Source organism: Gilliamella mensalis (assembly GCF_900103085.1).
In the GTDB taxonomy this organism is placed as follows: domain Bacteria; phylum Pseudomonadota; class Gammaproteobacteria; order Enterobacterales; family Orbaceae; genus Gilliamella; species Gilliamella mensalis.
Map to the genome: position 1 here is coordinate 92,328 of NZ_FMWR01000005.1, position 20,602 is coordinate 112,929.

Annotated in this window: 18 protein-coding genes and 1 pseudogene; 8 read left to right on the forward strand and 11 right to left on the reverse strand. The window is 36.3% G+C overall.

Annotated elements, in window-relative coordinates; genetic code table 11:
* Positions 1 to 117 precede the first annotated feature (117 nt).
* Positions 118 to 1,449 (forward strand): CoA-disulfide reductase, encoded by a 1,332-nt coding sequence (locus BQ5209_RS02885; protein ID WP_085247072.1) that lies wholly within the window; start codon positions 118 to 120, stop codon positions 1,447 to 1,449.
* 93 nt (positions 1,450 to 1,542) lie between these two features.
* Complete coding sequence (locus BQ5209_RS02890; RefSeq protein ID WP_085247073.1) at positions 1,543 to 2,964, forward strand: cation:dicarboxylate symporter family transporter; 1,422 nt, start codon at positions 1,543 to 1,545, stop codon at positions 2,962 to 2,964.
* A 347-nt stretch (positions 2,965 to 3,311) separates the two neighbouring features.
* Here the strand turns inward: BQ5209_RS02890 and BQ5209_RS02895 are convergent, their stop codons facing one another.
* The 5 genes from BQ5209_RS02895 to BQ5209_RS02915 all read right to left on the reverse strand — a co-directional run bounded on the left by BQ5209_RS02895 (position 3,312) and on the right by BQ5209_RS02915 (position 8,896).
* A complete protein-coding gene (locus tag BQ5209_RS02895) occupies positions 3,312 to 4,865 on the reverse strand; it encodes a hypothetical protein (protein ID WP_143421835.1) in 1,554 nt (517 codons plus the stop codon).
* 491 nt (positions 4,866 to 5,356) lie between these two features.
* Positions 5,357 to 6,271, reverse strand: a complete 915-nt coding sequence (galU, locus tag BQ5209_RS02900; protein WP_085247075.1) for a UTP--glucose-1-phosphate uridylyltransferase GalU — start codon at positions 6,269 to 6,271, stop codon at positions 5,357 to 5,359.
* A gap of 597 nt (positions 6,272 to 6,868) precedes the next feature.
* Complete coding sequence (locus BQ5209_RS02905) at positions 6,869 to 7,018, reverse strand: entericidin A/B family lipoprotein (protein WP_085247076.1); 150 nt, start codon at positions 7,016 to 7,018, stop codon at positions 6,869 to 6,871.
* 26 nt (positions 7,019 to 7,044) lie between these two features.
* Positions 7,045 to 8,238 (reverse strand): amino acid aminotransferase, encoded by a 1,194-nt coding sequence (locus BQ5209_RS02910; protein ID WP_085247077.1) that lies wholly within the window; start codon positions 8,236 to 8,238, stop codon positions 7,045 to 7,047.
* A gap of 274 nt (positions 8,239 to 8,512) precedes the next feature.
* On the reverse strand, positions 8,513 to 8,896 hold the full coding sequence (locus BQ5209_RS02915) for a RidA family protein (protein ID WP_085247078.1): 384 nt from the start codon (positions 8,894 to 8,896) through the stop codon (positions 8,513 to 8,515).
* Positions 8,897 to 9,085: 189 nt separating this feature from the next.
* On the opposite strand from BQ5209_RS02915, the gene ffh reads away from it, so the two are divergent.
* Entirely contained in the window at positions 9,086 to 10,453 is a 1,368-nt protein-coding gene (gene ffh / locus BQ5209_RS02920) for a signal recognition particle protein (protein WP_085247079.1), read from the forward strand.
* 113 nt (positions 10,454 to 10,566) lie between these two features.
* Here ffh and BQ5209_RS02925 read toward each other — a convergent pair whose 3' ends face one another.
* Both BQ5209_RS02925 and ispB read right to left on the reverse strand, forming a co-directional pair.
* Positions 10,567 to 11,439 (reverse strand): EamA family transporter, encoded by an 873-nt coding sequence (locus BQ5209_RS02925; protein ID WP_085247080.1) that lies wholly within the window; start codon positions 11,437 to 11,439, stop codon positions 10,567 to 10,569.
* 125 nt (positions 11,440 to 11,564) lie between these two features.
* Positions 11,565 to 12,551, reverse strand: a complete 987-nt coding sequence (gene ispB / locus BQ5209_RS02930; protein ID WP_085247081.1) for an octaprenyl diphosphate synthase — start codon at positions 12,549 to 12,551, stop codon at positions 11,565 to 11,567.
* 154 nt (positions 12,552 to 12,705) lie between these two features.
* Here ispB and BQ5209_RS02935 point away from each other — a divergent pair, with 154 nt between their 5' ends.
* Positions 12,706 to 13,533, forward strand: a complete 828-nt coding sequence (locus BQ5209_RS02935; RefSeq protein ID WP_167370301.1) for a TonB family protein — start codon at positions 12,706 to 12,708, stop codon at positions 13,531 to 13,533.
* Positions 13,534 to 13,599: 66 nt separating this feature from the next.
* On the opposite strand, the gene pepP is transcribed toward BQ5209_RS02935, so the two are convergent.
* The gene (pepP, locus tag BQ5209_RS02940; RefSeq protein ID WP_370737819.1) at positions 13,600 to 14,916 is read right to left on the reverse strand and encodes a Xaa-Pro aminopeptidase; all 1,317 of its coding nucleotides are present in this window, start codon (positions 14,914 to 14,916) and stop codon (positions 13,600 to 13,602) included.
* Positions 14,917 to 14,946: 30 nt separating this feature from the next.
* A complete protein-coding gene (locus BQ5209_RS02945) occupies positions 14,947 to 15,489 on the reverse strand; it encodes a UPF0149 family protein (protein ID WP_085247084.1) in 543 nt (180 codons plus the stop codon).
* 145 nt (positions 15,490 to 15,634) lie between these two features.
* Here BQ5209_RS02945 and BQ5209_RS02950 point away from each other — a divergent pair, with 145 nt between their 5' ends.
* The 4 genes from BQ5209_RS02950 (at position 15,635) to crr (ending at position 18,651) form a co-directional block, all read left to right on the forward strand.
* On the forward strand, positions 15,635 to 15,961 hold the full coding sequence (locus BQ5209_RS02950; RefSeq protein WP_085247085.1) for a hypothetical protein: 327 nt from the start codon (positions 15,635 to 15,637) through the stop codon (positions 15,959 to 15,961).
* Positions 15,962 to 16,100: 139 nt separating this feature from the next.
* A complete protein-coding gene (gene ptsH, locus BQ5209_RS02955; RefSeq protein ID WP_085247086.1) occupies positions 16,101 to 16,358 on the forward strand; it encodes a phosphocarrier protein Hpr in 258 nt (85 codons plus the stop codon).
* Positions 16,359 to 16,410: 52 nt separating this feature from the next.
* The gene (ptsI, locus tag BQ5209_RS02960) at positions 16,411 to 18,138 is read left to right on the forward strand and encodes a phosphoenolpyruvate-protein phosphotransferase PtsI (protein WP_085247087.1); all 1,728 of its coding nucleotides are present in this window, start codon (positions 16,411 to 16,413) and stop codon (positions 18,136 to 18,138) included.
* Positions 18,139 to 18,147: 9 nt separating this feature from the next.
* Positions 18,148 to 18,651 (forward strand): PTS glucose transporter subunit IIA, encoded by a 504-nt coding sequence (gene crr / locus BQ5209_RS02965; RefSeq protein ID WP_085247088.1) that lies wholly within the window; start codon positions 18,148 to 18,150, stop codon positions 18,649 to 18,651.
* Positions 18,652 to 18,733: 82 nt separating this feature from the next.
* On the opposite strand, the gene pgi is transcribed toward crr, so the two are convergent.
* Positions 18,734 to 20,383, reverse strand: coding sequence for a glucose-6-phosphate isomerase (gene pgi / locus BQ5209_RS02970; RefSeq protein ID WP_085247089.1), 1,650 nt, complete (start codon positions 20,381 to 20,383; stop codon positions 18,734 to 18,736).
* Between the two features lie 132 nt (positions 20,384 to 20,515).
* Positions 20,516 to 20,602: pseudogene (locus tag BQ5209_RS10985) on the reverse strand (pseudouridine synthase); the annotation flags it as partial.

Consider the following 20,602-nt stretch of genomic DNA (forward strand, 5'->3'; position numbering starts at 1 on the left):
TCAAATTTTAAATTAACAAATATTAATGCTAAATAGCTATCTATCTCCCCTATAATTTATGGCGTATGATAGGATATTATTAATAATTGAGTATCTGAGCACTGAGGAGAAAATTAAGTGAAAATCATCATCATTGGCGCTCAAGCCGCAGGCGCAAGTGCTGCGGCAAAAGCCAAAAGAATGAACCCAGAGGCAACCATCCGTATTTATGAAAAATCGAATATTGTCTCGTTTGGCGCTTGTGGTTTACCCTATTTCATTGGTAACCACTTTACTGATGCCAATGAAATGATATCTCGAACACCAGAACAATTTCAAAAAGATGGTATTGAAATTAAAACGTTACATGAAGTCATGGCGATTGATGTTAATCAAAAAAAATTAACCATTAAAGATCACAATACTGGTGATTGCTTTGATGACAACTACGATAAGTTATTACTAGCGGTTGGCGCAAGTCCTGTCATGCCGGCTTTTAAAAATGGTCAGCTAAAAAACATTTTTACATTACGTGATCTGCACGATGGATTAGCAATTAAACACGTATTATCAGACCCAAATACCCAAAATGTTATTGTTGTCGGTGCTGGCTATATTGGGCTTGAAATCGCTGAATCACTGGTCGCCTTACAAAAAAAGGTTAAATTGATTCAATTGGATGACAGAATCCTTGTCGATGCGTTTGATGAACAAATTACCGACCTAATTGAAGAAAATATTAAACAACATTGCGGCCTACACTTGCAAGAACGAGTACTTGGCTTTGAAGGCTCATACAATGTCACGCATGTAATTACCGATAAAGGACGATATCTCGCTGATATGGTTATTATTGCAACGGGAGTAAAACCAAATAGTGATATCTATAAAGATCTTGGCATCAACACACTTAAAAATGGCGCCATAATCACTAACAGCTTAGGGCAAACCAATATTACCGATATTTATGCCGCTGGCGATTGCACCGCGCTTTACCATAAAGTGAGCCATTCAATGGTATATATCCCGCTCGCCACAGGAGCAAACAAGCTTGGTAAAATTGTAGGCGAAAATTTAGGTGGTGGACATTGCGAATATCCCGGCACGATTGGCACTTCAGCTTTAAAAGTTTTTGATATCGAAGCAGGGCGCACTGGTTTAACCGAAAACGAAGCCAAAAAAGCCGCAATCCCCTATAAAACTGTCATGGTTAAAGATAAAAATCACAGTAATTATGTTGCTGGGCAAACAAGTGTAACAGCAAAACTTATTTATCATGCCGATACGCGCGTGATTTTAGGTGGACAAATAGCCGGTGGACAGGGAGCGGTATTAAGAGTGAACACGTTAGCAACCGCTATATGGGCGAATGTGAAAATTGATGAATTAGCCATGATGGATTTTCTGTATGCGCCACCTTTTTCCAGACCTTGGGATATTTTAAATATTGCCGGCTCAATCGCAAAATAAACAACATTAATGTATTTATAGTTAAACATCAAATCATGTGATTAAATATAGATTGTTAACCAGATAATTGAATTATCAAAAGAGAGGCTAATTATGTCAGATGCCATTTTTCAGGGGACTTTTTTTGAAAAGTTCCTAGCAATTACTCATTATCAAACACTCATTGGTATTGGGCTACTACTCATCTGTTTTTTTGCGGTGATGAAACCGTTACAAGATAAAAAAGTCAATTTTTCAGTTCGTATGTTAGTTGGCTTAATCCTTGGTGCTGCGCTTGGTCTAGGCATTCAAGCTGTGGCTGGATTTCCTGATGCAGCGACCCTCTGGATGCAAGAAACCGCAACATGGTATGGGCTATTTGGTCGAGCATTTATCGCTTTTATCCGAATGTTAGTGATACCACTTATTTTTGTATCGATTGTTAAAGTGATTATCGACTTTTCGGGCAAAAAAAATCTACCTCAAATTGCATTTAGAGGGATTTTTTGGTTACTGTTTACAACAGCTATTGCCTGTGTCGTTGGTATTTTGCTAGCAAATCTATTTGCTTTAGGTGAAATAAGCTCAAGCCCTGTACATCAAGTCCAAGCAAAACAATACACCAATATTATTGATACCTTTATAAATCTAATCCCAAGTAATATTATTGCATCAATGGTAAATGAAAACATTGTTGGATTAGTCATCTTCTCAGCCTTAATGGGGCTTGCTGCTAATAGAATGGAAAAGAAGAATCCACAGCCTATTGAGCTCTTTAAAACATTTATCGAAGCACTTTACAAAATCGTGATGTCCATTGCGATGACAGTTATTAAATATATGCCTTACGCAGTCATTGCGTTACTGGCTCGCACCATTATTTCTAATGGAATACCGGCCATTATTCAGGTTTCTAGCTTTGTTGCCGCCATCTATATTGCCACATTGATTATGCTAATTGTGCATATTGCCATTGTTTCAATTCATGGTATTTCACCAACCATGTTTATCAAAAAAGCACTAGGAACATGGTTATTAGCCTTTACTAGTCGCTCATCAGTTGGCTCACTACCAATGACTATCTCAACGTTAACCGTTCGAATGGGGGTAAATACCGGCACAGCAAATTTAGTCGGCTCACTTGGCAGCACTATGGGAATGAATGGATGTGCTGGTTTTTTCCCTGCTTTACTTGCAGTGATGGTAGCGCATATGGTTGGTATTGAGACTAATATCCAGTTTTATATTATGCTAATCATTGTAGTGGTTATTGGTTCAATCGGCATCGCTGGCATTCCCGGCACAGCAACCGTTGCTGCAACCGTTGTTTTATCTGGTATGGGGATGGCCGAATACTTCCCATTAATTGGGATGGTTTTAGCTGTTGATCCAATTATTGATATGGCAAGAACTTTAGCCAATGTATCTGGCGCTATGACAGCGGCTGTGGCAACTGATCGTGAAATTGGCCTTATGGATATGGCTGTGTATAACGATCCTAATATCACTCTGGAAAATGATCAGTCAGAAGTTTGATACTAGTAGCTGTAACCATTAAAAATAGTCAAAAAATTTAGGATAAAAATTAGTTTTGGTTCAGTTAGGTTTTGGACGTTTTATCCTTTGGGTATTGTAAAAGATTAGTGTCTTTTTCCGATGAAAATTTATCAGACAATGAATTGATTTTATTTAATTTTATAGTAATTTTTGTTTTAGATTTTTATATTGAATGAGAAAGACCTTGTTGATGTTCAGCTACAAAAGCACATTCCCTGCCAATGTCGCCAGACAGGTTGCCCCATCAAACTGGGCAACCTGTCTTTGACTACTTAATTTAAAGGTACATGATCTTGTCTGAGGTTCAAGAATTAAACGCTAAAAATTTAAGGGTAGACACACATTCCGTATGCGGTTTCATTAGAATTTCTAGTTTTTACCTGACCTCCAACCGCGGTAACAACGAGCTTTTTACCATCTACTACATCGCTTGTCCAATATGCATTATCAGAAGGTAAACCTACTAAATCCATGTATTCTGTCATGTAACCCCACTCGCTAAGCAAGCCGCCACCAATTCGTCGATGGTAATGGTTTCCAGCCGATGATGGTTTAGCGCTTTGGCAACTGCTGTGCAGACTAGAACAGTTTGCGTTGGTGACATCTTTCACCTGCATAACCCTATAACCTAATGTGTTACACCAGTTTTCATGTGAAGAGAATAAACTAAATCGGCTTCCGCGATTGACAAACCACTTTTGCAATTCAAATCCATATTTAATCACTGATTTGCCACTGCTATCGTAACCGACTAATTCAAATTTCTGAGGTAAGTCTGGTTTGCTAATTCCGTTTCGATTTCCATTCGCCTTTGGACCGGTTAGTGTGATTCGCACACTGCTACCTGCCGCATTGGGCTTCATTTTGGCGGTTATACCTGCATTAGTGATAGCAGGCCAAGTGAGTCGATCACTACCTTCTATGTATAAATCAAAGAATATACCATTAATGCCAGTGTTCGGGAAGTTACTAGATGCGATAAAGCCTTTGTCTGGATTCCACATACCTTCTGGACCTGCGAACTGATTTACGTCTAACCTTAGATCGCCCGCCTTAATGTAGCAGACTTTAGGAGTTAAGACTGGAGTGATAAAGTAACTTACTGTACTTTCGCCGAAAGTGCTGCTATTAGGCACGCCATATTGTGTTTTTAACATGCCACCAGTACTACTTAATACCACTTTATAAGGTGCTCCACAAATATCTAAGACATGGCTGCGACTAACTTTTTGGTTATATCTATCTGTGAAGCTAATACTTAAGCTACCAGTTGCAGTTACACCATTTTCTCCCAGTCCATCACCATCATCATCACCCCAGAAGTTATAGGAGGAATTAATTAGTTCTTTTAATTCTATTGAGTCTTTTGATGCTGGCACAAACATGCCAACATTAGCTAAAGTTTCTTCTGCATTGGGTAAGACTATCGGGTTTTTCGCAGTTGAAGTATTGGTTGCCGGTGTAATAGTTGTGCCATCGGATAACGTGATACCTAACAGCTCTTCGGTAGTGGTGGCTTTAGTTTTACCACCATCAAACGTTAAATACGGCGCCGAACCCTGAATTGTATTTGCCGTAAAGGCAGATAACGCCTGTGTATTTAATGGATACGACAATAGTACCAATGGCACTAAAATAAAAAAGGCTGCCGATAGCGATAATGAAGTTAAGGTGGATAAGCAAGGTTGTGAACGTTTAGTTAATTGTAATCGCTGAATTAAACCACAGCATAGCCACTTGTTGACACTTATTAACCAGAATTTACGACAATATTGTGCGTATCTATTCAATAAGTTGAGGATAAAAATAATACCTAATAGGTACTTAGACATATTTGAAGCAAAATATTGCCACATTTGATAGCTAAAGTTGTACTGCATAACATCCTATATATCAAGTTTTTTTTCTTGATAAATCTTTTTTTTATAGTTTTTAACCCAAAAAATGAGCTGAATTATTTGTGTGCTTGGCAGTATAGCGTTTAAAAAAAAATTAGCTACCCTTTTGTCTAAAATTTTTGTAAAAAAACTTAAAATCATGTATAAAAATTAAAAATTATGTATAAAAATTTGCAATTAAATGGCAAAAACTTGTTAACATTCTATGTCAATTTGATTCAAATTTTTTAATAATCGAAAACAAGCACAACCAATAAAATAAGAATAGTTAACTATTTATACTACCAAGATACCTTATCAAGCATCAAATAACCTTACGTCAATTGAATATAAAACAAAAAAATTAGCCTAGTTTTCTGCTTGAGATTTGTACTAGAGATGGGTAGGTATATGACCAACAAATAGAATAAAAATTATACGAATAAAAAAGGACGCAGTTTGCGTCTTTTTTATTATTGTTTAATTTGTTAAAACTAAAGCGTCTTTAACCAGGCTTTAACATCGTTACCTAAGATTTTGTGGCGCATTGCGTATTGTACAAAGGTTTGTATATAACCGAGTTTATTACCACAGTCATGGCTACAGCCTTTTATGCAATAAGCATCAACACAATCTTCTTCAAGCAACATGGCAATTGCATCAGTTAATTGAATTTCCCCCCCTGTACCTAATGGGGTTTTGGCAAGTAGAGGCCAAATTTTTTCAGATAGAACATAACGCCCAACCACAGATTGATTTGATGGCGCTTCTTCAACTGATGGCTTTTCAACAATACTATACATTTGTGCAACATTACCAGCGGATAACGTTTCCCCACGACAATCGACAATACCATAAGAAGAAACCAATTCTTTCTGCACTGGCTCAACCATAATTTGGCTATGTTTGGTTTCATTATAATTGTTGATCATTGCAGCTAAATTATCGCAGGTCAGATCGCTTTCGTACTCATCAATAATCACATCGGGTAAAACGACAGCAAAGGGCTCATCACCCACTAAAGGATAAGCACATAATACCGCATGACCTAGTCCTTTAGCCAAACCTTGGCGAACGCTGGTTATTGTGACATGTTTAGGTAAAATACATTGTACTTCTTGTAATAACTGACGTTTAACACGTGCTTCTAACATAGCTTCCAATTCAAAACTAGTATCGAAATGGTTTTCAATTGAATTTTTCGATGAATGAGTCACAAAAATAATTTCAGTGATGCCTGCTGCTATACACTCTTTAACTACATATTGGATAAGTGGCTTGTCAACAACCGGTAGCATCTCCTTTGGAATAGCTTTAGTGGCGGGTAACATGCGTGTACCCAAACCAGCAACGGGGATAACCGCTTTTTTTATTTTTCTACTCGCTGAACTTTCTAAATTTGATGTCATCTTCTTTCCTTAAAATAAATTAACTAATAATGGCGCTTGTAATCATTTCACTATCGCGCCCATTAACGAATATATTTTTGACTCACACTGACTTTGCTATATAAATGATTCAGTCATTTTTTATGACTATTTAATAATCGATAAATCATTAGATTCGATTAGTAAAGAATTATCCCTATCTTTGGCAAAAGAATCAATAGCGATATAAACGATTTGGCAATTCTGTAACACGGCTTGAGGTACCACTAATTTGGGTTCACAAAAATGTTTATTTGGGATAATCTGGCACCAAAATTTAATCAATTAATTTATTTTTTATTTTGGCACAATGAATTGTGCAAATATTATCCTTCTCAGCTTTGGATAATATAAACACGCTGATAACTTTGTATATTTGATGGAAGTGTATGCAATAAAAATTCAACACCGGTTAAGTTTGGATACTACTAAATCTCCATCGTTAAAGGTGCAGTTCAAAACTTTAATGAACCGCACCCAACAAGTAAAATAGCGTAACAAAAGACAAAACACCTAATATTTTTAATCTAAAATAGTTAAAACGCTAAAAAAATATTAGTAGACAAACTATAACTTTAGTTACATTTTATCACTGACTTTTTCAGCTGTATGTGAAATGACCTTTCCACCAGATTCAACATCTTGACCAACACCTTTAACAGTGTTACATCCAACAACAAGTGTTGTCATCGCAATACCAAATATCAACATTAACATTTTATGGAACATACAATATACTCCTTTTAGTAATATGATTATTTTAATGCAGCAAATGCTTCTGCCACACGGTAGATATTATGGTGATTTAAACCCGCTACACACATCCTTCCACTGCCCACCAAATAAACAGCAAAATTATCTTTCAATTGTGTAACTTGCTCTTTACTAAAACCGGTATAACTGAACATGCCTCGCTGTTTAACCAAATAATCAAAATTACAGTTAGGTGCAGCAGTTTTTAATAATTCAACCAACATTGTACGCATAGTTACAATGCGATTTCTCATTGATTCGACTTCTTTAAACCATTGCGCTTTAAGCTCTGGATGATTTAATACATAACTCACCAATTGCGCACCATAAGCTGCTGGGCTTGAATAATTCTGGCGAACGGTGGCTTGTAACTGCCCTAATACGCAGGCAGCGACGTCACTGTTATCGCATAAAACGGATAATCCCCCAACACGTTCACCATAGAGTGAAAATGTTTTCGAAAATGAGTTACTGACAAATCCACACAATCCTGTATCTGCCATTTTGCGAATCGCATAGGCATCATCGTCAATACTTTCGCCAAAACCTTGATAAGCAATATCCATAAATGGAATAAGATCACGGGCCTTTAACACCTCGATCACTTTATCCCACTGCGTATGTGTTAAATCAGCTCCAGTTGGGTTATGGCAGCAAGGATGAAGTAATACAATGCTTTTAGCAGGTAGTTGATTTAATGTTTCAAGCATTGCTTCAAATTTTACGCCACAAGTTTGCTCATCAAAATAGGGATATTTGTTTACCTTAAGCCCGGCACCGCTAAAAATAGCGATATGATTTTCCCATGTTGGATCGCTGACCCATACTTCGGATTTTGGAAAATAACGAAATAAAAAATCAGCCCCTATTTTAAGAGCACCTGAACCACCTAACGTTTGTATCGTTGCGATACGTTTATCTTTATAAGCGGAATGATCTTCACCAAATAATAGAGACTGAATTGATTGACAATACGTTGGCAAGCCACTCATTGGCAAATACAGTTGTGCACCTTGGTTGAGATGATAAATATCATCACGAGCAGTTTTTATACACTGCAATTGGGGAACCACGCTGTTGTCATCATAATAATAACCAATACTTAAATTCGTTTTATTATCTCGGCTATCATTCATAAACTCAGCGACTAACGATAAAATGGGATCCCCTGCATACGATTCTACTTTTTCAAACATGTTCACAATCCATTTGGCACAAAAAACAACAATAAATATTTGTAGATTATTACACCAACTTTATTGGCAATCAATCATTAAATAACAGTTTAACAATAAATAATTAATTTAATTTTTGGTTAAAAAATGGCTGTATTTTTGATAGTAAAAAGTAATAGATGAGATAACTAAAAGTATAATGTGTTTTAACCCACTTTTTTATACTAAAACGTAGGGTTTCCTGAAACTTTTTGACAAAAATTAGCACCTTTTGGTGCTAATCAGGTAAGCAAATTTATTTAGCAGCAATGACTTCAATTTCGACTTTAGCATCTTTAGGAATTCGAGCAACTTGCACGCAAGAGCGAGCTGGGAAAGACGCATTATTTTCAGTAAAAAATGCTTCGTATACCGCATTTACCTCAGCAAAATCATTCATATCAGCTAAAAAAATAGTTGTTTTTACGATATTACTGACTTGATAACCTGCCGCAGTGACAATCGCTTTAACATTGGCTAAACTTTGTTTGGTTTGTTCTTTCACACAACTTGGCATATCACCTGTGGCAGGATCGAGTGGGATTTGTCCTGAGGCAAATAACATTTTACCTAAATCTAACGCCTGAACATAAGGCCCAATAGCGGCTGGCGCTTTATCAGTACTAATTATTTTTGCCATATTCGATGTTCTCCTTTTTAATCTATGCTGTTTTAATTACCAAAATGGTCAATGTGTGCACTGTCTATCTTTTCTCATTTCAACAGGAACATTAATTAGTGTCAAGTCAGCGCAAAATTATGATCGTGGGACTTATTAAAATTTTCTGATATGATAATCACAATTTTTTTATTTATTACGAGAGTTAATATGTTCGAGAATTTAACCGACCGTTTATCACAGACATTCCGCAATATCAGTGGTCGTGGACGACTATCTGAAGACAATATTAAAGATGCGTTGCGCGATGTGCGTATGGCATTACTCGAAGCAGATGTTGCCCTGCCTGTGGTTCGTGAATTTATTAATCAAGTTAAAGAAAAAGCTGTTGGATTAGATGTCAGCAAGAGTCTAACACCAGGTCAAGAATTTATCAAAATAGTTCAAGATGAACTTACCCGTGCAATGGGGGAAGTCAATAGTTCACTCAATTTGGCAACCCAACCACCTGCGGTTATGTTAATGGCAGGATTACAAGGTGCCGGTAAAACAACTAGCGTTGCTAAACTGGCTAAATTTCTAAAAGAAAAACAGAAAAAGAAAGTACTTGTGGTGTCTGCCGATGTTTATCGACCTGCGGCAATTAAACAGTTAGAAACACTGGCTAAAGCGATTGATGTTGAGTTCTTTCCATCTGATATTACTGAAAAACCGGTCAATATCGTCAATAAAGCCATTTCTCATGCAAAATTGCAATTCTTTGATGTACTTATTGTCGATACTGCAGGTCGTTTGCATGTTGATAACGACATGATGGATGAAATCAAAGCGCTTCATCAAGCCATTAATCCAATTGAGACATTATTTGTAGTTGATGCCATGACTGGGCAAGATGCTGCCAATACAGCTAAAGCTTTCAATGATGCTTTGCCGCTTACCGGTGTAATTTTAACCAAAGTTGATGGCGATGCGCGTGGTGGTGCAGCACTATCCATTCGGAATATTACCGGTAAGCCGATTAAATTCTTAGGGATGGGGGAAAAAACTGACGCTTTAGAGCCATTTTATCCCGATCGTATTGCTTCGCGCATCTTAGGTATGGGTGATGTACTCTCTTTGATTGAAGAGTTGCAGCATAATGTCGATCGCGAAAAAGCAGAGAAAATTGCTAAAAAACTGAAAAAAGGCGATAAGTTCGATTTTAATGACTTTCAAGACCAACTCAAACAGATGCGTAATATGGGTGGAATGGGTACTCTGTTGGCTAAATTACCGGGTGTTGGTCAACTTCCTGATCATATCAAAGCGCAGATGGATGATAAAATCACTATCAAAATGGAGGCCATTATTGGTTCGATGACATTAAAAGAACGCGCTAATCCTGAAATCATTAAAGGCTCACGCAAACGCCGTATTGCAAATGGTTCTGGAACAAAAGTACAAGATGTCAACAAACTATTAAAACAGTTTGAAGATATGCAAAAGATGATGAAGAAAATGAAAGGCGGTGGCATGATGAAGATGATGCGCCAAATGAAAGGATTAATGGGCGGAGGTATGGGATTCCCTCCACGTTAAATCATCACAAACGCCTGTTGCAACTAAAATAAGTTATAGCAATCTATCACTATTGCTTTTCCGTAAACATATCGCGCTTATAAACAGCGCGATAATGCTTCTGATTGGCTAATTTAATTGTTTAGTTTAATCGATTTAATCTTTATTGGTCTGTTCATTGTAAATATAGTACCTATCGATGATGTAATAATAAAAACAATGGCTAGCCACTGATAGTGGGTTAATTGTTCATGCAAAACAATGAATCCAGAAAGTGCGGCAAAAACAGGTGACAGACTCATTAATGTACTAAATGTCTGCGCCGGTAATTTGGGTAGTGCAATCATATCTAAGCCATAAGGAATAGCCGACGCTAATAACGAAACGACAAAAATTAGAGGCAGTAATTCCAACGAAAACAGGGTACTGCCTGTTTGCCAGATACCAATAGGAAATAAAAAACACGAAGCAATAACCGATCCAATCGCTACACTTGCTGAACCATAAATAGCACTCGCTTTGCGTCCAAATAAAATGTAACATGCCCAGCCACTTCCAGCTAAGAATGCAAATAAAATACCTATTGGATCCAAATTGCTTGATGCTTGAGCTAGTGGTAAAAGCATAGCCAGACCTATAATTGCAACACCTAACCAAATAAAATCAAGCACCTTCCGGGAAGAGCACAAGGCCACCATAATGGGACCGGTCAATTCAATGGCAACTGCAATACCAAGCGGAATTCTAGAGATTGCGTTATAAAATGCTAAATTCATACACCCCATTGAGATACCGTATAAAAATATGTATTTCAGGGCTTGTTTTGTCATTGCTTTACGCCATGGTTTGAAGATTAACACTAACATAATTGCCGAAAAAAATAATCGCCACGCTGTCATCCCCTCTGGCCCTAACACAGGAAATAGATATTTGGCTATAGATGCACTGCCTTGAACCGAAATCATCGAAATAAAAATTAACAAAACAGACCAAGACCTTTTTAGCATAAATAATTACCTTAATTTAAGTTTAATGTTGTTGTATATAAAACTCATGACAAGAAGTTTCAGGAAACCATGTGTTTGAGTATAAAAAACACATGGTTTTATTGATTTATTGGCTCATTGATGAATTAGTTTTCTCTTTTTACTGATAATAAGGCAAGATCTTGCAACGCTTGTTTATAAGGCGAATCAGGTAAAATTGCGATAGCGTCAAACGCTTTTTGCGCTTCTTTTTGAGCGGTTTGTAACGTAAAATCAAGCGAACCACATTCATCCATAATTTGTAAAATGCGACCTAACAATTGTCGACCATTACCTTGCTCTATGGCTTGTCGAATTAATGCCGCATCTTGGGCATTGTTAGTGTGGTGCATGGCATGTAAAAGTGGTAAAGTCGGTTTGCCCTCATTAAGATCGTCCCCTAAATTTTTACCTAATTTTTGATTACTATCAGCACTATAATCGAGCAAATCGTCAATGATTTGAAAGGCGGTCCCTAAAAATTTGCCATATTCCTGTAAAGCGAGCTCTTGCTGCTCATTAGCTCCAGCTAGAACTGCGGCAGAATGCGAGGTTGCTTCAAATAAACGTGCCGTTTTGCGATAAATTACTTCTAAATATTGTTCTTTGGTTATATCGGGATCATTACAATTTATTAACTGTTGTACTTCGCCTTCAGCAATTACATTGGTTGCCGCCGACATGATCGTCAATACTTTAAAAGATTCGGTACGTACCATCATTTGAAAAGAACGCGTATAAATATAATCACCAACCAGTACACTGGCAGCATTACCAAAAAGTGCATTAGCAGTTGATTTGCCTCGGCGTAAATCTGATTCATCAACAACATCATCATGCAATAAGGTCGCTGTATGAATAAATTCAATAAAAGCCGCAGTAATAATATGTTTATCGCCTTGATAGTTGAGTGCTTTGGCAATTAACAACGCAATGACTGGACGTATTCGCTTTCCACCACTACTAATGATGTAATTGCCTAACTGATTGATCAAAGCCACATCAGAACTCAGTTCTGCTTGTATTGCTTGATTCACTTTGATTAAATCTTCTTTAACAAGATCGAGTATTTGATTCATTGACGCAGTATTCATCAGCTTAACCATTATAAATAACAGATATTTACTTTCTATTATCTGATAAATATCATGATGCAACAAGGTGTCATCTATCATATTTCAAAAAACACTACAAATGATAAGCATTTTCATTTAGAATACTAGCCTTAAGTTAAAAATGATTATTATTATGAAGATTAACTTTGATATAGACATTGATAATACCAAGACCCCTTTGTGCCTAACTAAAAAAAAGCCTATAAACACCTATGCATGTACATCGGTTTCTGTATTGTCGCATATTTTCTTATTTGCACTGCTCTTTAGTTCCGCATTGTTTGCTAAAAATATTGTTGTCGATGAAGGTGATAATTCTATTAAAGCCATGATGATCGACCTATCGCAGTTGGCTGCCCCCGAACAATCATTAGTAGAAAATACCCCCGATATTCAAGGTGTGGAAAATAACGAACTGATTGATAACAAACAAATCAAAGAAACACCCATTGAACCGGTTATTGAATCTGAAGTCGTGAAAGAAGAACAGCCTGACTCTATTCGCGAAAAAATGCCCGATAAGCCTACTGTTGACCCCAAAAAGGAAGTCATAGTCAAAAAAACGCCAAAACAAAAGAAAAAGCGCCCTCCTGTCCAAAAAGCTTCGCGTCAACAAGTTAGGCAAGAAGTGGTTAGCCAAAACGTTGCTAACACTGCTGTAGCACCGCAGATTTCAGATAGTCGTCAATATTCTGGTAATCCTTCGCCAATTCGGCGCAACCAACCTGAATATCCACGCCGAGCACTAGATATGCGTTTAGAGGGTTATGTGGTCGCACTTTTTGATGTAAACAGTGATGGGCGAGTTGAAAATATTCGAATTATAGAAGCAAATCCTAATAATATTTTTAATCGTTCTGTAATTAATGCCATGAAAACATGGAAGTATAAACCAATTGCAGCCAAAGACCTGAAAATAAAAATTATTTTTAACCGTGATAAATCAATTAGTTTGGACTAATGATCAATTAGCTAGGCTGAAATAAAAAGCCGTAACCTCTATAAAAAAATTACGGCAACAACAAGGCTAATGTGTGAGTTTATTTTGCATCAATTTTTCAATTTCATGTGGATCTTTAGGCACATCACCTGTCAAAACTTCATTACCAAATTCGGTAATTAATATATTATCTTCAATCCGAATACCAATACCTTTATATTGTGCTGGCACATCTGCGTCTTGATTAATATAGAGTCCTGGCTCAACTGTTAATACCATACCTGGCGCTAAAATGCGATCGCGACCACTACCCACATCATGCACATCTATGCCTAACCAGTGCCCTAATCCATGCATATAAAATGCGGTATAAGCCTTATTAGCAATTAACGTTTCAACATCACCATGCATAATCCCTAATTTAACTAAACCTGCTACCATCGTTCTAACTACATGATTATTCACTTCCATGATTGATGTACCGGGCTTAAATAGTTCAATCGCTTGATATTGCGCTGCTAACACTATGTCATAAATCTCACGTTGAGCTTGGCTAAATTGACCATTAACAGGAAAAGTACGAGTAATATCACCTGCATAGTATTGGTATTCACACCCAGCATCAATTAAAACTAAATCTCCATCCTTTAGCAGCTCACTATTATTTTCATAATGTAAAATACAACCATTATTACCACCGCCAACAATAGTGTTATAAGATGGAAAGCGTGCACCATGCCAAGCAAATTCGTGTAAGATTTCAGCCTCTAGTTGGTATTCAAACATCAATGGTTTGCACTTTTGCATTGCTCTGATATGGGCTTGTGCACTAATTTCACAAGCTTGGCGTAAAATTTTGATCTCAAAATCTGATTTAAACATACGCATTTCATGGACTATTGGTCGCCAATCAATCATGCTGTTGGGGGCAGAAAGATTAATTCGACTACCTTGTCGTAAAATACGCATGGCACGATCAACAATTTTATCGGCATAGGCATACTGTTGAGAGGCATGATAAATCGCCGTTTTGCCGTTTAATAAATCCGGTAATATTGTATCGATCTCATCAAAGAGATATGCCTTATCAACCCAAATTGCCCCTAATGCAGCCTGTTGACCTAAACGGTAACCTGTCCATGTCTCTGCAAGCGTATCTTTTTTACGATTAAATAATACATATCTAGGTGTATTATCATTTTGTTTAACAACAGCAAATAGCGATTCTGGTTCAGAAAAATGCGTAAAATACCAAAAATCACTATTTTGTCGATATGGATAATGGGTATCATTACTACGCGTCATTTCTGGAGATGCGAAAAAAAGAGCAACACTATTTGGTATCATTTGAGCGAATAATTTTTCTCGACGAGCAAAAAGTTCGGTTTTGATATCGTTGTTTATCATTATAATGACCTTGAAAATGTATAGTTATTAATGGATTGTAGGAGTAATATCCGGCTCATTAAACTCATCAAAACATAGCATAGATGTGATACGAACATACTCTTTTATCTCTTCAAAAGCAAAACCAAGCTCTTGTTGATCTTCATTTTCATCATAGCCCAGTTTAACAATTTGCCGTAGGTCATAAATTGCTTCGCCAACATCGCCTTTGATACGATTAATTTTAGGTTGCACAAGCCCAATACCAAGTAAAAAATGATTGACCCAGCCTACTAAATCATCAAGTTGTGTATATAAATCTTTGTCACTAAGTAATAATTGAAAACCAAAATCTTTATCAAAGAATTGTTGTTTAGTATGCGTATAAAGTTGATTAATTTGCTCATCTAATGATGCTGGCATTTTTTGTCCATTATTTAGCATATCTTCAACCAATGGATGCCAGCTCTCATCATAATTACCACCCGCTAATATACCTGAAAGAAAACCATGCAACTCAGCTGCGGTAATACCTATTTTATTTTGGATTAGTTGACGATTAAATTCGTCGTAATTGATAGTATCTGACATAAACTTTCCCTAACCTTGTCACATTAAGAAAAAATGCATGCTGCACTTTATTCGATTATTAATATATAATTTATACCTAATTATAAATAATAAACAGGTTACTGTGCTTTATAAAGGAATTATTTTGAACATTGTAGGATTTAATATGAAATTGTCTCTACAACTATTATTTCTTGCTGGATTAACATTAACCTCCTGTAGCTCATTTTTATCGAATAAAGGCGTAATTGTCCTTGATGTGCAAGATAAAATACACACCTATGTAAGCAGCCAAGATTTACCTAAAGCTTATAAATTAGGTAATAGTGAACAAGAATTACAGCGATTTGAAACTTTCTGTAGAGAAGAAATCCGCGCATCACAGCTTGATGGTAGTGAAGAAATTGTTTTTGAAAATATGAAACATGGAATCCATGGGCAGGTAAAATTTAAAAAATGTAGCGATAAAGTGACTCGTATCTATCGATACTGATAAAATACGGCTATCTTTATAAATTATAGCTAATACAATTGACTTAATATAAAAGATCTATGAAATCTTACTAGCCTTTCAGGCGGTTTTTATTTATATTGGTCACTGAAATAAAAATATTTTTGGGAGTAAAAATAATATGTACAAACAAGATGTAACTATTACTGCATCTAATGGTCTTCATACCCGCCCTGCGGCGCAATTTGTGAAAGAAGCCAAAAACTTCAATGCAGAAATTATTGTCACATCTAATGGCAAAAGTGCGAGTGCTAAAAGTTTATTTAAATTACAAACATTAGGTTTATCACAAGGCACTGCTATTACCATTTCAGCTGAAGGCGAAGACGAAAGAGAAGCTGTTGATCATTTAGTAAAATTAATTCCAGAGTTGGAATAATAACTCCCAATTTGCTATGAATGGTTTTAAAATTGAATAAGGATTAAATGTTATGGTATCAGGTACACTTGTTTCCCCCGGTATCGCTTTTGCTAAAGCGCTATTATTAAAAGAAGAACCTATTGTTATTAGTAATAGGCAGATTCTTGATAACAAGATTGACGCTGAAATAGAGCGCTTTAAGGAAGCTCGAGAAAAATCAAGCAAACAACTTCATACGATTATGGAGCGAGCAAAATCCACATTAGGCGAAGATAAAGCAGCCATTTTTGAGGGGCATATTATGCTTCTTGAAGATGAAGATCTTGAACAAGAAGTCATTTCTCGTATTCAAAGTAAACATTCAACCGCTGATGCCGCTGTTCAATCTGTTTTTGAAACTCAGGCCAAAGAATTAGAAAATTTAGATGATGAATATCTAAAAGAGCGTGCAGCCGATATCCGTGATATTGGTAAACGATTACTTAAAAATATTTTAGGTATTGAAATCGTTGATTTGAGTGCTATTAATCAACCGTGTATTTTAGTTGCAACCGACTTAACGCCGTCTGAAACAGCTCAGCTAAACTTAGATATGGTATTAGGTTTTATTACTGATGCAGGGGGTCGTACTTCACATACCTCCATCATGGCTCGTTCTTTAGAAATTCCTGCTATTGTTGGAACATCGAATGCTACTCAAGCAATCAAACAAGGGGATTTCGTTATTTTAGATGCTATCAATAATGCTATTTATATCAATCCAGATCACACCACTCAAGAAAAGTTAAAGCAAGTACAAACTAAATATATTAGTGATAAAGAAGAATTGGCTAAATTAAAAGATCTACCAGCTGTAACCCTTGATGGTCACCAAGTAGAAATTTGTGGCAATATTGGTACAGTGCGTGATATTGCGGGTGCTGAACGTAATGGTTACGAAGGTGTTGGTCTATACCGCACTGAGTTCTTATTTATGGATCGCGAAGCTTATCCTGATGAAGAAGAGCAATTTAAAGCCTATAAAGAAGTAGCCGAATCAACCAATGGTTTATCGGTAATTGTCCGTACTATGGATATCGGTGGCGATAAAGATGTGCCATATATGCACTTACCAAAAGAAGAAAATCCATTCCTAGGCTGGCGTGCAATTCGTATCAGTTTAGATCGTAAAGAAGTTCTTCATGCACAATTACGCGCAATTTTACGCGCTTCAGCATTTGGTAAATTGCGTATTATGTTCCCAATGATTATTTCTGTGGAAGAAATCCGTATATTAAAATCTGAAATCAATATTCTTAAAGAACAATTAAATGCCGAAGGCAAAGCGTTTGATAAAAATATTGAAATTGGTGTAATGATTGAAACGCCAGCAGCGGCTGTGATTGCACATCACTTAGCCAAAGAAGTGGATTTCTTTAGTATCGGAACCAATGACTTAACACAATATACGCTTGCTGTTGATCGTGGTAACGAGCTGATCTCTCACCTTTATAACCCTCTTTCACCTTCAGTATTAACATTGATTAAAAAAGTGATCGATGCCTCTCATAAAGAAGGTAAATGGACAGGGATGTGTGGTGAGCTTGCTGGTGATGAAAGAGCCACAATCTTATTACTTGGTATGGGACTGGATGAATTTAGTATGAGTGCCGTATCCATTCCTAAAATTAAGAAATTAATTCGTAACACGAATTATGAAGAGGCGAAAAAATTTTCTGATGCTGCGCTAGAGAAAGCAACCTCACAAGAAATTATTGATTTAATTGAAAATTATAATGCTGAAAAGCAAATTTGTTAGGAGACAATGATGGGTCTATTCGATAAAATTAAGCAATTTGTATCCGATGATAATAAAAACAGCATCGAGATTATTGCCCCTTTAAGTGGCGAAATTGTCAAAATCGAAGATGTACCAGATGTGGTTTTTGCTGAAAAAATCGTTGGTGATGGAGTAGCAATTAAACCTTCTGGCAATAAAATTGTTGCACCATTAAGTGGTAAAATTGGCAAAATCTTCGAAACCAATCATGCTTTTGCTTTAGAATCAGACGAAGGCATTGAACTTTTTGTTCATTTTGGTATTGATACTGTGGAACTAAAAGGTGAAGGTTTTACTCGAATTGCAGAAGAAGGGCAACAAGTAAAAGTAGGCGATACCATTATTGAAATCGATCTGCCGCTACTTGAAAGTAAAGCTAAATCCGTATTAACACCTGTGGTTATTTCTAATATGGAAACAGTTGTGGATCTTACCAAACTATCGGGTTCGGTAGAAGCAGGTAAAACGCCAATAATGCGAATTAAAAAGTAATAAATATTGCTTATAAAAAAACCTTCAGCTTAAGCTGAAGGTTTTTGTTTTATACTCACCTACAGGTATTTTCTAAAACATCTTAACGCCATTTTTTGTATTGGTTAATTAAGTTGTTTGTAGATTCATCATGAGAACTCACTGGTTGATCATCTGCTAATTCAGGTAAAATACGTCCAGCTAATTGCTTGCCAAGCTCCACACCCCATTGATCAAAACTAAAGATATTTAAAATAATCCCTTGAGTAAAGATTTTATGTTCATACATTGCAACTAATGCACCAAGAGTATAAGGTGTGATTTTTTTCACTAAGATTGAGTTAGTTGGCTTATTACCTTCAAATACTTTAAATGGTACAACAGACTTTATTTCATCAAGTTTTTTACCAGCAGCAATAAACTCTTGTTCAACTTGCTCCTTTGTTTTACCAAAAGCTAAAGCTTCGGTTTGTGCAAAAAAGTTAGATAACAGTTTAGGGTGATGATCGCCAACAGGATTATGGCTAATTGCTGGCGCAATAAAATCACAAGGGATAAGTTTAGTACCTTGGTGAATTAATTGATAAAACGCATGCTGACCATTGGTTCCAGGTTCACCCCAAATAATTGGACCGGTGGTATAAGGTGTTTTATGACCATTGCGATCTACACTTTTACCATTTGACTCCATATTGCCTTGTTGAAAATAAGCCGCAAAACGGTGCATATACTGGTCATAAGGTAAAATCGCCTCGGTTTCAGCACCACAAAAATTATTGTACCAAATACCAATTAACGCAAGTAACGTTGGTATATTTTTATCAATAGGTGAACTTTGGAAGTGTTTATCCATCGCATGACCACCTTCTAAAAATTGTTTGAAGTTATCAAAACCGATTGATAACACAATTGATAAACCAATTGCCGACCAAGATGAATAACGTCCTCCAACCCAATCCCAGAATTCAAACATATTGGCTGTATCAATACCAAACTTTTCAACTTCCTTTGCATTAGTTGATAGAGCAACAAAGTGCAATGCAACCGCTTTATCGTCTTTTGCTGCATCAAGTAACCATGTTCGTGCTGTTTGTGCATTAGTCATGGTTTCTTGTGTAGTAAAGGTTTTAGACGCCACTAAAAACAAAGTGGTTTCAGGATTTAAACCTTTAAGTGCTTCAACAATGTGTGTACCATCAACATTAGAAACAAAATGCATATTTAAATGGTTTTTATAAGGACGTAGCGCTTCGGTGATCATATGAGGCCCCAGATCTGAACCGCCAATGCCAATATTAACAACATCAGTAATTGCTTTACCTGTGTAACCTTTCCATTCGCCACTAATGATTTTGTTACTGAATGAATCCATCTTAGCTAAGACAGCATTAACATCATCCATCACATTCTTACCATCAACATAAATTGGGGTATTTGATACATTACGCAATGCAACATGTAATACTGCCCGATTTTCTGTACGATTAATTTTTTCACCACTATACATGGCATTAATCGCACTAGTTAAATCACATTCATCAGCAAGTTTATACAGTAATTCTAGCGTTTCTTGTGTTACTCTATTTTTCGATAAATCAACTAAAAACTGATCTTCAAAAGAAATACTAAGTTTCTCAACTCGTTGCGATTCTTCTTTTAAGATCTGTGCAATTGTTTTATTTTGATGTTTTTGGTAGCTAGCTTGAAGGGATTTCCAAGACTGAGTGGTTGTTGGATCAACTGACTTTAACATAACTTATTCCTTAAATAATATTGCATTATAGCCATCATATAACTATGTATGAAATGATGCAAGATAAGGATCTTGTCAATTAAAATAAGTTAAATAAAAAATAATAGATGCTATTTTCTCTAATGCTCCTCAACTATCGGTATCTAACCGCCCAGCCGGGTAAAATTTAGGTAAGTTTATAAACTCTTTTAATGTCTAATATTTTTCATGTGCTGAAAA